Genomic DNA, 15,784 nt, shown 5'->3' on the forward strand with positions numbered 1-15,784 from the left:
CGGGATGGCGTTGAGACTCTGGATAAAAATTATCACATTTTTATCACAGAGCAAAGAAAAGGGGCTACAGCAATTGCTGTAACCCCTTGAGTTGATTGGTAGCGGGGGCCGGATTTGAACCGACGACCTTCGGGTTATGAGCCCGACGAGCTACCGGACTGCTCCACCCCGCGATGAGAAATGCATATTAAACGACATGCTCTCCGATGTCAAGTAAATTATGCCAAATCACAGGATCTTAGGCTGCTTCGTATCGAGGAACATGTTCATGACCGCCGACGGCGCGCTGGAGATCGTGCCGGCGGTCATGATCGGTGACTTGTTGATGAACTGGTTCGGCTTGTGCGAGGCGATCGTGATCTCCGGCGGCTGGGTGTGGATCGTGAAAGACCAGTTCATCTCGAAAGCGTTGCCCGCCTTGTCGACTACGTTCAGTTTGATCCTGCGGCCTCCGTCGGCAGCGGGGCCGACGGCGTGTAGGTGATCTTGTTCGCGGCGGCCTGCGCGGCTGCCGACACGTCCCGTCCGTCGACGAAGAGCCCGTGTCGGTCGTGCTGACGCCGATTCCGTCGTCGACGTATTCCGCCGAGATCACGGGTTGGCATTGTTGATCAGGCCGTATTTGCGGGGTTCAGGCTCGAACCGATGTTCACGACCGGCGGCTGCCCGTCAGCAGCCGGCTTTTCCCGGCCGGGAGCCTTCTTCGCAGCCGCGCCGGCAAATCCCGCCTGGAGAAGGAAGATAACTGCGAAAAGGATGGCACCATAGCGCTTCGTGATTTATTTCCCCCTGTACCGATGACTTTAAAACAACTATGATGGTAGTAAAACAGTATATTTTAGTCAATGCATATTTATTTGTTTTCATAGACATGCTGCGAATATGTTCAGGAATCCTGGGCCGCTCCGAAGTCGCTTGTTGACAAGGTCTTTTTTATTCAGTTATAATAAGATAGTTTTAGTTTCGCCGCGTCGCATCCGGGCGCACAGAACAATAACAGAACAATATATGAAGCGACGGACCACCCTTATTGCAGCTGCTGCTGCGCTCATCGCCTGCCTGCCCCTGGCCCAGGCCCGGGCCGACATTTTCCAGTATACCGACGAAAACGGCGTTCTCAATTTCACGAACGTGAACGGCGACGGCAGGAAGCACAAGCGCGTGCGGTCCGAGCCGGCGCAGGCAGGCCCGGCCACCACACAGGCCCCTGCAGGGAAGCCGACGCCAAGCCACCTATCGTCATCGAACATTCCGAGCGTGTACCTCGACATCATCAACAGCGCCTGCGAGCGCCACGGAGTCGACCCCTCGCTGGTCCATGCCATCGTCAAGGTGGAGTCTGACTTCAATCCCTACGCAACCTCGAACAAGGGAGCAATGGGCCTCATGCAGTTGATGCCGGAGACCGCCGTGAACATGAACGTCAGGAACACGTTCAACCCGGCGGAGAACATCGATGGAGGGGTCAAGTACCTCAGGTACCTGATCGACCGGTACGAGGGGAATCTCTCGCTCGCCCTCGCGGCGTACAATTCGGGGGAGACGGCGGTCAGGAAATGGGGCACCATACCGCCCTTCAAGGAGACGCAGAGCTACGTCCAGCGGATCATGAAGATCTACAACGGCGGTACAGCCCGGAGCTTCGCCACGGGCTGTACCATCTACATGGGTTACAGCGAGGACGGATCCCTCGTCCTCACTGACAATCCCTCCGGCCGTTCAGGCGGCAAGCTCAAAGCCCGGAAGAAAAGCCTGTGAAAGAATCAATGATCAATGAGGAATTAAGAATAGTAACTCCTGATTCCCCATTCCTGATTGTAGCCCCCTGCCTGTTCACTCCTACTTCCTCATTCCTCACCCTTAATTCTAATCCCCTACACCCACACCACCTTGTCGAAGTCCTGCATGCCCTCCACGATATGGTTCGTCGTGCCCCGCTTGCCGACAGCGAGCCGGGATTCCAGGTCATAGTGCTTGAGACAGGTTCCGCAGGAGTAGATCTCGACGCCCATGCCCTCGATCTCCTTCAGTACGCCGATGACCTCCTCGTTCACGGTCGTGAGCTTCACGCCGGCGTTCAGGAAGAAGATCGTGTGCGGCAGTTGCTGATTGACCTTCATGGTATCGAAGAAACCCTTCATGAGCTTGCTGCCCAGATCCTCGTCCTTGCCCAGGCTGTCGGTCCCGATGATCAGCAAGAGGATTTTCTTCTTTTCCTGAAATTCCGGACTCCGGACACCCTGCGCTCGTTCGTTCGCAGTCGTTAACGCCGCGTGCACGTCCCGCGGCTGCGAACCGGTCTTGCAGGCGTAGCCCTTCACGACCTTCACGAACCAGTCCTTCCCCTCTTTCCGCGTTTCGGCGAACATGCCCTTCTGCGCCGCGAACCCGGCGACATTGAGCGCCGACTCCTCATTGTCGACGACGACCTCGACGATACCCTCGGAGACCTTCGCCAGGGCCTCCTCGGCCATCATGACCGGCATGGGGCATGCTTTTCCGCGCGCATCGATCTGCATAGGCACCTCTCAGAATAAACTGATGACCTGACTACTGCCTGTTCCTCTACGGCGTCGACGAAAGGGAATCAGGAGAGCGGCCCCTTGCTCTCCTGATTCTTTCCAAAAACGCTCTCTATCTTGCTCGTGACGATATCTGCGGTAAAGGGTTTGACGATATAATCATTGACGCCGAGCGCCTTCGCTTCGATAACATGCCCCTTTTCCGCGTCGGCGGTCAGCATGAAAATTACCAGGTCCTTCAAGTCAACGTCGCTCCGCATGATTCTGATCAGGCTCACGCCGTCCAATTTGGGCATGTTCCGGTCGCAGAGCAGGAGATCATACCGTCTCCGCTTGAGTTCGGCCAGCGCCTCAACGCCGTCTTTGGCCTCGGATATGTTGGAGAAACCCATCTCCCTGAGGATGGAGATCACCGAACTGCGTACCGGTTCGGTATCGTCTGCAACGAGTATTCTTATATATCGGTAATCCTTCATTGCCAACCCCGCACCGGTTCAGGGAAAGGTCCCTGCAGGACAGACGCCCCTCCCCCAGGAGCCAGGAGACCCCCTCTCATGACACGACTTCCCTCGGTTTACGGCGCATCATCCCCGGCTGCAAGTCGCGGGATTCACAGCCGAGCGCGGATAGCTGTGCCGCGCTTGTTGCCAGAGCGTGAGTGTAAGGTTGATGCATGGTTTTTGTCAATGGAATTGACGGGGTTTGCGCATGCAACGCCCCCTACAGCAAACTGGCCCACACCTTGACGGCCGTTGCGAGGATCAAGGCCGCGAGCAGCCATCTCAGGAACCGCGTGTTCGTCTTTTTTCCCATGATGCTGCCCCATCGCGCCGCGGGAATAGCGCCGACGAGGAGGGGGATCGCCAGTTGGAACGGGACCTGGCCCGTCGCGAGCTTGCCCACAAGCCCCGCCGATGACGAAAAGAGCCCGATCGCGAGGGTGCTTCCGAGGGCGACCCGCAGCGGAATCTTAAGCACGTACAGGAGGACGGGGATCAGGATGAAAGCGCCGCCCTGCCCGACGAGGCCAATGGTGAACCCGAGAACGATCCCGATCGCTACCGCCAGGCCTTTATTGAAGGTGACCGTGTCCTCCGTCATCTCGTCGCGGGCATGGCTCCGGGGGACCAGCATCATCGCCGAGGCTATCAAAGCCAGCACGCCGAAGACGATCAGGAGCGCTCCGTCGGGAATCCGCTTCGAGACCAGCGCTCCCATGAGCGAGGACAGGAACAGGGAAAGGCCGAGCGCGAGGACGAGCGGTCTGTTCACGAGGGCGTTCTGGTGATAGTAGAACAGGGCCGCGAGCGCCGCGAAAAAACCCTGCGTCATCGTGAGGCCGGTCACGCTCTTGACGTCGATGCTGCCAAGTCCAAGCAGCTGCGGCACATACAGCAGCAGTGGGAACATGACGATGCCGCCGCCGATGCCGAGCAGGCCCGAGAGGAACCCGACCGACAACCCAACGAGGAGCAGGAACAGGGCCAAGCCGGCGTCCATCAGTGCTCCACAAAAATGCGCTTTTGTTCCCCTTCGGTGCCCCCGGACACGTCGCCGATATACGCCGCCGTGATGTTCTCTTTCTGCAGGGCCGCGACGAGCCGGTCCTTCCTGTCCTTCGGAACGAAGATGAGCAGGCCGCCCGAGGTCTGGGCGTCGTTCATCAGGACGCGGTCGATCGCAGATACGTCCCTGTTCCATTCCACGAGAGGATCGTAGTTCTTCTGGTTGGCCCTCGTGCCCGCCGGCACCATGCCCATCTCAGCGATCGTTTTTGCTTCGGGGAAGATCGGCAGGCTTCGCGCGTGCAGCCGCGCCGCCAGTTTGCTTGCGATCAGGACCTCGGAGAGGTGCCCGATCAGCCCGAACCCGGTGATGTCCGTTGCCGTGCTGACACCGATTTCGAGCATGATCTCGCCTGCCCGCCTGTTCAGCGTCGCCATGGACCTCGTAAAGGTTTCCGCCGTCTCCGCGCTGCACCTGCCGGCCTTGATCCCTGTCGAGATGATGCCGGTGCCGATGGGTTTTGTCAGGACCAGCGCGTCGCCCGACCTGGCCTTCGTATTGTCCAGGATCCGGTCGGGATGGACCGAGCCCAGGACGGCATAGCCGAACTTCGGCTCTTTGTCCTTGATGGTATGGCCCCCGATGACCGGCACGCCGGCCTCAGTCATCTTCTCGAAGCCGCCCAAGATGATCCGTTTGTTGATCTCCCGGAAATCCTCGCTGCCCGGGAGAGCGGCAATGTTCAGTGCCGCCATCGCTTTCCCGCCCATGGCATACACATCGGAAAGAGCATTCGCAGCGGCGATGGCGCCGAACCAGTAAGGATCGTCCACGATGGGCGTGAAGAAATCCGCTGTCAGGACCATGGCGAGATCGTTAGAAATGCGGTATACACCGGCATCATCCGCGTTCGCGGCGCCCACGAGCACATTCTGGTCAATTATTTGTGGCAATTGTCCCAGGACCTGGGACAGATCAGCAGGGCTGAATTTCGATGCTCAACCAGCGCAGCTGGAAAGGTGTGTGAGCTTGATTTCCATGTTCGCCCTCCTCTCTCTTCGTCGTGGTGCGTGGGAAAATTGTCTTTTGATCTTATTGTTTTTTGAACAAATGTCAACGATTTTCCATCATAAGACACTAACCGTCATGACCACCGGCATTGCCGGTGGTTCCGCAAAAGTCAGCAAATAAGCCATCGGTCTCTTTTTTCATGGCAGATGGCTCAGCCCGTGTTTCATTTTCCACAGGAAATATTTTTCGAACCGGACTTTTAAAATTTTCGCCAAGATGGTCTTCTTCATAGAGGAGCTCTGGCGCGGCGGCAGTACGGGATAGGCTTTCATGTACGCGGCCGTATTTCCCATGTCCATGAGACAAACCACACCGATCTCATCGCCGGGTTGTGCGATCGTCCCGGTAATATCCGCTGCAATCGTCGCAGCTGCCGTCTTCGCCATCTTTACGGTCATGAACCCTGTCTTCGGGACACCCGTGGGGACCGGCGTTGCCTCCGGCGGCGCGATCGCTATCGCTACCCCTATGGCGAAGATATTCTTATGCTTCGCATGGCGGTAGTTCTTGTCAACCGGGATGAAACCGCGGGGATTGCCCAGCGGCATGACGGCAGGCACACCCTTGAACGGCGGGGCGATCATGGCAAGCTTAAAGGGCAATTTATTGCCGTCCTTCAGCCGTATCTCACCAGGCGCGACTTCCTGAATAGCCTGGCTCACAAGCGGCTTGATGTCCCTCTCGGCGAACTCATGCTCCATGAAAGTCTTCGATGCGCCAAGTCCGCCTACGCCCATGTGGCCGAGGTAGGGCTCGGACGTGAGATAGACGATAGGGACCTTATGCCTCATCTTCCGGCGTCGAAGCTCGGCGTCCATCTCGAATGCTAGCTCGTAGGACGGGCCAAAGCAACTCACCATCTGTGATGAGCCGAGGACTATGGGACCGGGATTCTCAAGGATCCTCTTCCAGGTCGCCCCGGTCTTTAACGCATGATCCAGCGTGAAGGTGCAGGCAGTGTATCCCTTGTCAGGTCCGAGTCCCGGGATCTCGTCAAAGGCAAGATGCGGTCCTGTTGAAATCACGAGATAATCATAGGGCAGCTCTTTCCCTTTTGAAGTAATGACCCTTGATGGGTCAGCATCTATCTGCTTTGCAGCATCATGAACAAACTCGATCCCCTTCGGTCTCAGGATCTCGCTCACCTTGAGCGTGATGTCCTGCGGCTTTCTCCACCCCATGATAAGCCACGGCAGCGAAGGCAGGAACACGAACCGGTCGTCCTCGCTTACCACGGTCACATCCGCTTTTCTCTTGAGCAGCCGCTTGAGTTCAAAGGCCGCTGTTAAACCCCCGAACGAGCCCCCTAACACGACGATTCTTGACATATATCCTCCCCCTGTACTTATGTTTAAAACAACCCTGTCACCTTCTGGCCTCCCGTAATGATGTCCGTCAACTTGTCGTAGTCGATTTTCTTTACCCGGTCATCCATATCGGAATCCTTGAGACCCCGGAGCCTCTTGTCGTCATCCAGAACATACACGCTGCCTGAAGAAGTCCCCAGCCGTTCCTTCTGGGCAAAATAGACGCCGTTCTGCAGGAGAACAAGATCGGCCCCGCTTTCCTTTGCAAGGGTCAACCCGAGTGCTCCATCGGTGGTATCCGGTGCGCTTTTTATCATCACGATCATAGCAGCCTCCTTTCAGAATATCATTGTCGCTTTCGCTTCTTTCAGCAGCCCGGTGATCTCTTTGCTGCCGACCAACTTCACGTTTTCGAGAAGGTCATCCGATGCGACTCGCTGCGCTTTGAGTGAAGCTACGTCGGCATAGACCGCCACTCCCATATCCAGACAGTCTTTAAGAGTGCTCTCAAGATTGGTGAACCCGGTACCGGTGTCATCCTGCCCTTTTTTTGCAAGCAGCACCCCGCCATCCACCAGGATCAGGTCCACGCCCATTTCAAATGACACCGCGCCGAGGGCGTGGCGAACGGCCTCAGCCGCATTGATATCGCCGTAAGGAGACCTCTTTAGGATCATCGCAACATTTCCCATGCCAGTATCCTCCTATGCCCCGAGATTGAGCCAGATATCGGTCTCGCCCATGGTTGCAAACAGTCCTTTGAGGGAGCCTACTTCCGTTCCCGCAAGGTAATCGTCTTTCGCCGCACGGCGAAAGTTGAGGCACCCGCCTCAGAGATACACCTTCAAGCCTTTTTGGATGAGCCGGGAGAATTCCTCCTCTGCGTTCAGGATGCCCTTCGCCTTCTGCTTTGTCAGAAAACAGTAAATGCCGTCAGCCGATGCGATCAGATTGACGGTATGGCCTTTGTTGAGTGCCGACTCGGCGATACGGGCGCTCGTCAGCGTGTTCTCGCAGGAATACGGCGATGTTGATAAATACAGCGTAATTGTTTTCGGCATGGCACCCTCCTTTATATGTCGCTGTCACTCATGATCGCTGTCTAGAGCGCCTGCGGTGTAACCGTGCCGTTCCAGGCGATGATCCGGCCGTTCACAACAACCGACGGACGGGCAGTGGGCCTCTTATCTGGCCGTACTCCTGGGATGTCTTCTTGATCACAACGATTTCCGCGCCGAATTCCTTCTCCGTCCCACGGGCGGCCTCCGGGTTGGACATTCAGCGCTTGCCCATGGGGTCGTTCATGTAGAGCATGATTGTGTGCTTCTTCATGCAGATCATCTTCTCCTTTCGCCAGGATAAGTTCCTTTTTTCGTCACCGGGCAGCAGGCCGGCGCGGGAATGTCTTCTTCATACTGTTTTTTGAGGATTTCGAGGAGATCGGGGATGAAGGGTTCTTTAAGGAAGTAGCACTTGAGCCTGCCATCGACGAAGAAATCAACGACCCCGTTCGTGCGAAGCAGCGTCAGATGCTGGGAGATGTTAGGCTGGCTGATATCGAGGGAATCTTCGAAATCGCTCACGCACTTCACGCCTTGGGTGAGCTCTTCGAGGATCTTGATCCGAATAGGGTGGGCGATGACTTTCAGGAGGTCGATTCTTTTCTCTACGGGGACCATATTGTCATATCCTTTCATTAAAAATTCATGCAGAATGGAACTAATATTAAAACATGCAAATATTATTATACTTGCATGCAAATGTCCAGCACTTATTACGGCCTGACCTGCGGCAGCTCGGCAAAATCCAGAAGTATCAGCGTTTGACCTCAAGGCGGTGAATGTATAAACTATAATAACAAGATCGCTTTACCGTTCCGACCGGAGGAATGAATGCCGCAAAACTGTTTCATCGGTATCGATCAGGGCAGCAGCTCAACGAAAGCACTGGCCATCAGCAAAGAAGGCCAGGTCCTGTTCCAGACCCGGCGCGACCTGCCGCTGCCTTTCCGGGCGGGCGACCGCGTCGAATATGATCCCTCCGGGATACTACAAAGCGTCAACGATGCATTGACCGAAGTGGTCCAGACCGTCCGGGCGTCCGGATTCACTCCTGAAGCCATCGGGCTTTCATGCCAGCGGTCTTCCTGCCTGGCCTGGAATGATGGCACCGGCGAGACGCTTTCACCCGTCATCAGCTGGCGGGACATGCGGGGCTCCGCATTCGTTCAGCAGGTCTCGAAGGACCGCGACCGCATATTTGAGCTAACGGGCCTTCCGATCACCCCCTACTACTCAGCATCAAAATTCCGGTGGCTCAGGGAGAATATGCCGGCTCTCGGAAAGGACACGACGGTCTTCGGAACGCTCAGCAGCTTCCTCGCCCAGAGGCTTGTCAAGAAAGAACGGGCGGTGATCGACCACACCCAGGCGGCGCGGACGCAGCTCATGAATATCCGCAAGCTCGATTGGGACCCGGACCTGCTCGCAGATTTCGGCCTCACCGGCATAAGGCTGCCTGACATCGTCCCGGTCATCCATGATTTTGGAGAGGTCATCCTCCCCGCGGGAGCCGTCCCTCTCCGCGCCTGTCTCGGCGATCAGCAGGCGGCCATGGTCGGTCTCGGCGTACTTGAACAGGGCGACGGCGGCATCAATTACGGGACCGGTGGTTTCCTGATGGTCAATACCGGGACGACACTGGTCGCCGCGAAAGGATTGATGGCGTCGGTCCATTATTCGACCGAAGATGAGAGATACTATTTGCTGGAGGGAAGCGTCAATGCCGCCGGCGAAGCACTCGATTGGGTCAGAAGCAATCTGCATCTGTTCAATGATTACGCCGAAGTCGACGACCTTTGCTGGCAGGCGGCCAGCGATGTCGTGGCGTTCATCGGACTGAACGGGACCGGATCTCCGCACTGGGAGAACAAGATCTCAAGCTCGATCCACGGCATGACGCCGACAAGCACGTCGGCGGACATCATCCGCGCGACCGTGGAAGGCATCGCTTTCTTCATGAAGGAGATCGCGGAGGAGATCGCGGCAGCAGGCCTGAAGGCGCGGGACATCTCGGTCTCAGGCGGCCTCGCGCCGCTCACGTATCTCGTTCAGTTCCAGTCGGACATTCTGCAGAAGGACCTTCGGGTGAGCGGACAAGAGGAGGTCTCCGCCCTCGGCGCGGCCCTGCTTGCCGGACTGGCGCAGGGAGCGTGGTCGCCTGCAGATATAAAGAACATGGTCAGCTCCGGCGAGACGGTCAACCCTCGCCTTAATCCCGGGGCATCGAGACGGTACCGGCGATGGAAGGAACTTCATCGCGTTACCGGAGTTTTGGACCGAGTGGAATCGTAGGACCGGTAAAATGATCAACCTTGGCTCGCTGTCTTCCCCTTTACCCCCCGGTTGAAATGCTTGCATAAGCTCCTCCTGACCTGACCGGTATCTGTGAATGATTCCGGTTGCTGGTTCCCTCTACCGGTTGCATCATCGCCGGGAAAATCCCGGAGGACACTCGCTGGACAGCTCTGGCGATATTGGCTATACTTTGGTCAGCAGATTGACGCCAGAAACGGAGAATTGCGGTCATGGTGCCAGGCAGCCTCCTCAAACCCTTACTCATGAGCTTCATCCCCATCATGGTAGCCATGGACGCTCCGGGGATCCTGCCGATCTTCGTGTCCATAACAGAAGGGATCGAACCCGAACAAAGGAAAAAGATCGTCCGCCAGTCGATCCTGACGGCGCTGCTCATCACCATCGGCTTCACCTTTCTGGGATCGGTCGTGTTCAAGGCGCTCGTCATCACCGTTGAAGATTTCATGATCGCCGGAGGCATCGTCCTGCTCATCATTGCAGTGAGCGACATCGTGATAGCCGGCTCGCGCAAATACACGATCAGCCCTACCTTCGGCGTGGTGCCGCTCGGAACGCCGCTGATTGCCGGGCCCGGTACGCTCACGACAACCCTTGCCCTCGTCAGCATTTACGGCTACGTGCCGGTCCTGCTGTCGCTCGCCCTGAACATCCTGCTGGCGTGGATCATTTTATCCCAGTCGGACCGCATCACCGGGCTCATCGGCACGAACGGCTCGATAGCGTTCGCGAAGGTTGCGGACCTCCTGCTCGCGGCCATTGCCGTCAAGATGATCCGGGCAGGATTGTATGCCCTATTCCATCAATGAGATCTGCTGAGAGATCTGCTGAAGCAGGCCGCAAGAGGCACGCTGGGGCGAGGTGCATGTGACGCTAACTCACGATGACGAACGTCCGGAAAAGATCCGAAACCGCCGCGTCCACATGGCGAATGAACGCACGTTCCTTGCGTGGATTCGGACGAGCGTCGCCATCATGGCATTCGGATTTGTGGTGGAAAAATTCTCGCTTTTCGTGAAGCAGATGGGGTACTACCTGGGGAAAGAGGCGGTCCCGCCGGCTCCGGGCTACTCGCAGATCATCGGTATTCTTCTGGTGGTTCTGGGCGTTGTGATGGGGGTGCTCGCCTTCGCACGCTACAAGAACGTGGAAAAACAGATCGACGACGACTCCTACCGGCCTTCGCGCGTCCTGAGCGTCCTGCTTTTCCTGTCAATGCTCGCCATCGGCGCTTTTCTGATCCTGTACCTCATTCACAGCATGTGATCCATCCTGCCATACCATCCCTCCGGACATCCCCGTAATAGAGCGGACATCCGCGTGCGGGAAGCATTGCCGCTCCTCGACGCTGCGCCCGCGTACGTGAAGAAGATGCTCGTGGAATGGACCGGGCCTTCACGCCTTTTATTTCAGCCTGAGGCCGATGTCATCACCCAGGGGTACTGCCGATGTCACATCTGTTTCGATAGCGCCGTTCGGACCGGCGGATATGATCCAGACCGGGCCGTTCGCGGAGAAATTCGTCGCATTGATCAGGTACTGGTTCCCCCAGGGGTCCGGGGTAACCTGAGCCAGGTAGGGACCTTTCCACTGCGCTCCGTAGCATGCATTGGCATCGGAAGACAGATAATTCTCGAGCGGCTGGAGACTCGACTGATCCCAGCCAAAGGCCGCAAGGCCAGCCGGTAAGACGCCCCCTCCATAAAGCAGTGTCACGCCCGCGGAACATGCGCCGCCGCCATTGACCAGATTCGGCCACATTCCGGTGTCCTTTTTCATGACGATAAGCGCGCTGGTTATGGACCTGATGTCTGCCGAGGCCCTCGTTATCTTCGCCTCATCGATCTCCTTGAAGATGAGCGGCACGAGGATTCCTGCCAGGACTGCTATGATTCCCGCAACCACGATGACCTCTATGAGCGTGAAACCGCGATGATTCCTGATCATGCAAGCCCTCCCCACAAGAAATTTACCACTCTATCGCTCGTATCGTCAGGCGCACAAAAATCTTTAGCCAAGAACCAACAAAACTTATTTGTACGCGAAATCCTTTGTCAAGAGATGAGCCTCCTCGGGACAGTGGATAGCTGATCGCGTTAACAGATCCATTGTCAAATTATTGTCTTTTCCTTGTTAGTTTCTATTTTATGAAATTATACCTTTATTTTCAGTATGTTTCAGGCAAGAACGATTGTGCGATGGCATATTCTGTTTACGAATCGCGATAATCTGGACCCATAGCATACTAACTTAAGTGTCATATATATAACAGATTTTACATACTTTTTATCCATATTGACAGACAATGCGTCTCTCATGACATACAATAATAGTATTTACTATTATTATTAGTTAAATATAATCAATACATTAATTCACAATATTACTAATTCTTTACTAGCAGATACTCGCTGGCGCGGGTCTTGCTTAATAGTAGGTAAGGATGATTGGCTCGTGAGCAAAACGCTTTGAATTCGGTGCACTTTCAGCAGAATTCCTATGCGTATTCCGCGAGGTCCGAGGCCAACAAAGAATGATTGCAGATACCAGACACGATGCCTGGCAGGTTTATTTTCAGCGCGACCGTACAAGAGGACATGAAATGGTAATCTCCCCTTCCCGCAGGACTGGGTCAATACTCAGGAACAGCAAGCAGCAGGATCATACAGCCCTGACTGCGGACAGATGGCGGGCCGCTTTCAGATCACTGGTCCTGACTGTTTTCGTTCTCGTCTCGACCTTCGGCGGCAGCGCCTGGGGCGCCGGCACATTGGTCAACGAGCCAATGACCGGGTCCACTGCGCTCGGCTGGGTGCTCGGCGGTTCCGCCTACCTGACCGCAAGCTCCGGCGCAGATCCCGTCGGCAGCGGCTGGCTGCGGTTGACGGACCCGGGCGCCAACGAAGCCGGATACGGCTATCTTGACACTGCCTTCGATGTCACGCAGGGCGCAGTCATCCAGTTCGACTACACCACGTGGGGCGGCGCCGGGGACGGCGGTTTTGGGTGCGGAACAACCGGCGCCGATGGCTACAGCATCTATCTTTTCGATGGATCGAAGAGCTTTTCGGTCGGTGCCTCCGGCGGCTCCCTTGGCTATGCTCAGAAGACCGTCGCCCCCGTAAATGCCGGCCTCAATTACGGATATATCGGCGTCGGCATTGATGAGTGGGGCAACTTCTCGAACCCGACCGAAGGGCGCATCGGCGGTCCCGGCGGACGTTGCGACGCGGTGGCGGTTCGGGGACCCTATAATCACCCGTCGGGCGCATACTACTATCTCGGCGGCACTGCTTCGAACATTGCCCAGCTTGCATTTCCCGGACAGGGTTACAGGCCCGATCAAAGCGGAGCGCAATACCGCAAGGTCGTGATCTATCTGACCCCCCAATCCGCACCGAACTACCTGCGTGTTGACGTCTATCTGCAGGTGGGATACAACCAGGCGCTGACCCAGGTTGTGACCGGCCTCATGACCGGCCAGCCCGTGCCGGCATCGGTGAAGATCGGATATGCTGCGAGCACCGGCGGTTCGACGAACTACCATGAGATCCGCAACCTCACGGTCGACCCCCTCAGCACGGACATCAATCTCACCATGTTCAAGACCGTCTCGGCGCCGACCGTCACAGCCGGCGGCCAGCTCACCTACACGGTCACCGCCCGCAACTACGGGCCCAACAATATCACGGCGAACAACGTCCCGATCATTGATACGATGCCGGCGCTGCTGACCAACGTCACCTGGACCTGCACCGGCGCGAACGGCGGCACCTGCGGCGCGGCATCCGGGAACGGCAGCATCAACACGACCGCGACGCTGCCCCTGAACGCTTCCGTGACATACGCCATCAAGAGCACCGTGATGCCCACAGCCACCCTCGGAAGCCAGATCGTCAATACGGCGAGCCTGACCCCGCCGTCCAACGACTATAATTCCTCGGACAACAGCGCATCAGCGACCTCGCAGGTAGTCGGCGCGAACGTTGCCGTATCGGGATACGTCTATAACGATGCGAATCACAACAGCGTCCTGGGCGACGCAGGCGACGCGCTCTGCACGACCGCCACGTGCCTGCCCGCAGCTACGCCGACCTACGCGAAAATATTCCTGTCGAACAATTTGACCACGGCGCTGGCCGTGGCCGCGGTCAACACCGCCACTGCCCAGTATTCCCTCACCGTGCCGCAAGGTGCATACTACACCGTCATCCTGAGCAGCGACAACACAACGAACTTCACCCCTTCCTTCGGCACCGCGAACTGGATCTACACCAGCCCGATCGGCTACACGATTTCGAACGTGTATGTCGGCAGCTCCGGCCTGACGGGCCTCAACTTCGGCGTGTACAACGGGACCCGCATCGACGGCAGAGTATTCCGGGACGACGGCTCCAACGGCGGCATTACCGATGCCAACGATGGTACGCAGAACGCTGCCGAGGTCGGCTTGTCCGGAGTGCAGGTTCAGCTGGTCCGGGACTCCAATCCCGCAACGATTTACGACGGCCCCGTGACCACGGACAGCCAGGGGAATTTCTCGCTCTTCACCAACACTGCGAGCAAGACGCTCAGGATCGTCGAACTCGCCAACCCTGCGGGATACCTTTCCGTGAGCTACAACGCAGGCAACGCGGCAACACCGGTGTACACGATTGCCGGCGACTATATCTCTTTTGCGTATACCCTGTACACCAACGTGACCGGCGTCAGGTTCGGCGATGTCCCGGACAATTCCTTCACCCCTGCCTCACGGGCCCAGAACGGGACCTCTCTCAACCCGGTCTACTATGCTCACACCTTCACGCCGGGGAGCGGCGGCACCGTCAGCTTCGCTGTCAGCAGCCGGACCCGGGGAACGTGGCCGGCGGTTGCCTACTACAACGACACGAACTGCAGCGGAACGTACAATGCCGGCGACACGCTGATCACCGGCGCAACGACCACCGTGTCTGCGGGTACGCCGCTCTGCCTCCTGGTCAAAGAAACGATCCCGGTCAGCGCGCCCACCGGCACGACCGACCAGCTCGTGACGCAGGCGACATTCACGTTCACCAACTCCGTGGGGCCCGTTTCAAAGTCCTACACCGTGACCGACACAACCACGGTGATCGCAGGGTCGGACCTGTCCACGTCCTCGAAAACCTGGACGGACCTGAACGGCGGCGACCAGAACCCCGGCGATGTGATCCAGTATACTATCACTCTGAACGAGACCGCGGGCCTTTTGGCTTCGGGCGTCACGGTCACGGACAACATGCCGCCGAACGTGACCGGATTCACGGTCGTGAGTTATCCCGCCGGCGCGACGAACAGCTCAACGCCCGCGGGCGGCGCGAACGGGACCGGCTATCTGAACATCTCCAATATCTCGGTTCCGGCAAGCGGCTCCGCGACCGTCGTCTTCAACGTAACCATCGCGAACGGGACCGCTGCGGGCACGCTGATCAACAACTCAGCAACAATCAGCAACCCGGGAAACATCGGAGGGACGCCTACAGCACCAACGATCACGGTCTCGGTCTCACAGATCCCTTCGACGGGAAACAAATCGCTCTACCTGTATGACAGCACATCCACACCGGCCTACAAACTTTCGCGAACGCCGGTCCCGACGAACCCCGTGCCCGGGAATATTGCACTCGCTTCAGGCGCAACTCAGACATGGACGCTGAGTCCCGTACTCCAGTCCCAGGAAACCCTCGCCACCTCGATCAGCAACACCATTCCCGTCACGCTCTACCTGACGAGCACCGCCGCCACGACCGTCGCAGTTTCCCTTGCATGCTCTTCCGGCGGTACGACGATCTCGAGCGGCAGCCTCAGTATCGCCGCCCTGGGAACGCAGACGGCCGAGGTATTCAGCCTGTCGCTGAACGGGGTGAATCAGACCTGCCCCACGGGCAGTTCCTGGCAGCTCGGCGTAAAAAACAATACGGCAGGAACCGTCAGGGTCTACCCTGCCTATGGTTCCAACCGCTCCGTCATCAACCTGCCTTGCCAG

Annotated in this window: 15 protein-coding genes, 1 tRNA gene and 1 pseudogene; 5 read left to right on the top strand and 12 right to left on the bottom strand. The window is 57.3% G+C overall.

Features of this window, described 5'->3' with window-relative positions:
• Window positions 1-96: 96 nt before the first annotated feature.
• Together VL197_12785 and VL197_12790 are read right to left on the bottom strand one after the other, a co-directional pair.
• Window positions 97-173 (bottom strand) — tRNA-Met (locus VL197_12785).
• Window positions 174-228: 55 nt separating this feature from the next.
• On the bottom strand, window positions 229-399 hold the full coding sequence (locus VL197_12790; GenBank protein ID HUJ18856.1) for a hypothetical protein: 171 nt from the start codon (window positions 397-399) through the stop codon (window positions 229-231).
• Window positions 400-1,008: 609 nt separating this feature from the next.
• Here VL197_12790 and VL197_12795 point away from each other — a divergent pair.
• Complete coding sequence (locus VL197_12795; GenBank protein HUJ18857.1) at window positions 1,009-1,758, top strand: lytic transglycosylase domain-containing protein; 750 nt, start codon at window positions 1,009-1,011, stop codon at window positions 1,756-1,758.
• Between the two features lie 116 nt (window positions 1,759-1,874).
• Here VL197_12795 and yedF read toward each other — a convergent pair whose 3' ends face one another.
• From yedF to VL197_12840, 9 genes and pseudogenes are all read right to left on the bottom strand, one after another.
• Window positions 1,875-2,519: a sulfurtransferase-like selenium metabolism protein YedF gene (yedF, locus tag VL197_12800; GenBank protein ID HUJ18858.1), complete on the bottom strand. Its 645-nt coding sequence runs from the start codon at window positions 2,517-2,519 to the stop codon at window positions 1,875-1,877.
• Window positions 2,520-2,587: 68 nt separating this feature from the next.
• Complete coding sequence (locus tag VL197_12805) at window positions 2,588-2,998, bottom strand: response regulator (GenBank protein ID HUJ18859.1); 411 nt, start codon at window positions 2,996-2,998, stop codon at window positions 2,588-2,590.
• A 244-nt stretch (window positions 2,999-3,242) separates the two neighbouring features.
• A complete protein-coding gene (locus tag VL197_12810) occupies window positions 3,243-4,022 on the bottom strand; it encodes a sulfite exporter TauE/SafE family protein (protein HUJ18860.1) in 780 nt (259 codons plus the stop codon).
• Window positions 4,022-5,011, bottom strand: a pseudogene (gene selD / locus VL197_12815) (selenide, water dikinase SelD). The gene VL197_12810 and the pseudogene selD overlap by 1 nt, the downstream one beginning before the upstream one ends.
• Before the next feature lie 225 nt (window positions 5,012-5,236).
• A complete protein-coding gene (locus VL197_12820; GenBank protein HUJ18861.1) occupies window positions 5,237-6,427 on the bottom strand; it encodes an FAD/NAD(P)-binding oxidoreductase in 1,191 nt (396 codons plus the stop codon).
• Window positions 6,428-6,450: 23 nt separating this feature from the next.
• A complete protein-coding gene (locus VL197_12825) occupies window positions 6,451-6,732 on the bottom strand; it encodes a DsrH/TusB family sulfur metabolism protein (GenBank protein ID HUJ18862.1) in 282 nt (93 codons plus the stop codon).
• A gap of 12 nt (window positions 6,733-6,744) precedes the next feature.
• On the bottom strand, window positions 6,745-7,098 hold the full coding sequence (locus tag VL197_12830) for a DsrE family protein (protein HUJ18863.1): 354 nt from the start codon (window positions 7,096-7,098) through the stop codon (window positions 6,745-6,747).
• A 138-nt stretch (window positions 7,099-7,236) separates the two neighbouring features.
• Complete coding sequence (locus VL197_12835; protein HUJ18864.1) at window positions 7,237-7,467, bottom strand: DsrE family protein; 231 nt, start codon at window positions 7,465-7,467, stop codon at window positions 7,237-7,239.
• A 276-nt stretch (window positions 7,468-7,743) separates the two neighbouring features.
• On the bottom strand, window positions 7,744-8,085 hold the full coding sequence (locus VL197_12840) for a metalloregulator ArsR/SmtB family transcription factor (GenBank protein ID HUJ18865.1): 342 nt from the start codon (window positions 8,083-8,085) through the stop codon (window positions 7,744-7,746).
• Window positions 8,086-8,298: 213 nt separating this feature from the next.
• Here VL197_12840 and VL197_12845 point away from each other — a divergent pair, with 213 nt between their 5' ends.
• The 3 genes from VL197_12845 (at window position 8,299) to VL197_12855 (ending at window position 11,046) form a co-directional block, all read left to right on the top strand.
• Window positions 8,299-9,759: an FGGY family carbohydrate kinase gene (locus VL197_12845; protein ID HUJ18866.1), complete on the top strand. Its 1,461-nt coding sequence runs from the start codon at window positions 8,299-8,301 to the stop codon at window positions 9,757-9,759.
• A gap of 233 nt (window positions 9,760-9,992) precedes the next feature.
• Entirely contained in the window at window positions 9,993-10,589 is a 597-nt protein-coding gene (locus tag VL197_12850) for a MarC family protein (GenBank protein ID HUJ18867.1), read from the top strand.
• 58 nt (window positions 10,590-10,647) lie between these two features.
• On the top strand, window positions 10,648-11,046 hold the full coding sequence (locus VL197_12855; protein ID HUJ18868.1) for a DUF202 domain-containing protein: 399 nt from the start codon (window positions 10,648-10,650) through the stop codon (window positions 11,044-11,046).
• 138 nt (window positions 11,047-11,184) lie between these two features.
• On the opposite strand, the gene VL197_12860 is transcribed toward VL197_12855, so the two are convergent.
• The gene (locus tag VL197_12860; protein HUJ18869.1) at window positions 11,185-11,727 is read right to left on the bottom strand and encodes a type II secretion system protein GspG; all 543 of its coding nucleotides are present in this window, start codon (window positions 11,725-11,727) and stop codon (window positions 11,185-11,187) included.
• Window positions 11,728-12,382: 655 nt separating this feature from the next.
• Between VL197_12860 and VL197_12865 the strand changes: the two genes are divergently transcribed.
• Window positions 12,383-15,784: hypothetical protein (locus VL197_12865; protein HUJ18870.1), on the top strand; the 3,402-nt coding region annotated here is incomplete at its 3' end.

The organism is Nitrospirota bacterium, assembly GCA_035516965.1.
Lineage (GTDB): Bacteria > Nitrospirota > UBA9217 > UBA9217 > UBA9217 > MHEA01.

What these genes read in the sequence shown, in the direction of transcription:
- VL197_12835 (HUJ18864.1), bottom strand. Translation starts at nt 7,467, where the DNA reads ATGCCGAAAACAATTACGCTGTATTTATCAACATCGCCGTATTCCTGC.
- VL197_12860 (HUJ18869.1), bottom strand. Translation starts at nt 11,727, where the DNA reads ATGATCAGGAATCATCGCGGTTTCACGCTCATAGAGGTCATCGTGGTT.
- VL197_12845 (HUJ18866.1), top strand. Translation starts at nt 8,299, where the DNA reads ATGCCGCAAAACTGTTTCATCGGTATCGATCAGGGCAGCAGCTCAACG.
- VL197_12790 (HUJ18856.1), bottom strand. Translation starts at nt 399, where the DNA reads ATGAACTGGTCTTTCACGATCCACACCCAGCCGCCGGAGATCACGATC.
- VL197_12830 (HUJ18863.1), bottom strand. Translation starts at nt 7,098, where the DNA reads ATGGGAAATGTTGCGATGATCCTAAAGAGGTCTCCTTACGGCGATATC.
- VL197_12825 (HUJ18862.1), bottom strand. Translation starts at nt 6,732, where the DNA reads ATGATCGTGATGATAAAAAGCGCACCGGATACCACCGATGGAGCACTC.
- VL197_12805 (HUJ18859.1), bottom strand. Translation starts at nt 2,998, where the DNA reads ATGAAGGATTACCGATATATAAGAATACTCGTTGCAGACGATACCGAA.
- VL197_12795 (HUJ18857.1), top strand. Translation starts at nt 1,009, where the DNA reads ATGAAGCGACGGACCACCCTTATTGCAGCTGCTGCTGCGCTCATCGCC.
- yedF (HUJ18858.1), bottom strand. Translation starts at nt 2,519, where the DNA reads ATGCAGATCGATGCGCGCGGAAAAGCATGCCCCATGCCGGTCATGATG.
- VL197_12810 (HUJ18860.1), bottom strand. Translation starts at nt 4,022, where the DNA reads ATGGACGCCGGCTTGGCCCTGTTCCTGCTCCTCGTTGGGTTGTCGGTC.
- VL197_12840 (HUJ18865.1), bottom strand. Translation starts at nt 8,085, where the DNA reads ATGGTCCCCGTAGAGAAAAGAATCGACCTCCTGAAAGTCATCGCCCAC.
- VL197_12820 (HUJ18861.1), bottom strand. Translation starts at nt 6,427, where the DNA reads ATGTCAAGAATCGTCGTGTTAGGGGGCTCGTTCGGGGGTTTAACAGCG.
- VL197_12850 (HUJ18867.1), top strand. Translation starts at nt 9,993, where the DNA reads ATGGTGCCAGGCAGCCTCCTCAAACCCTTACTCATGAGCTTCATCCCC.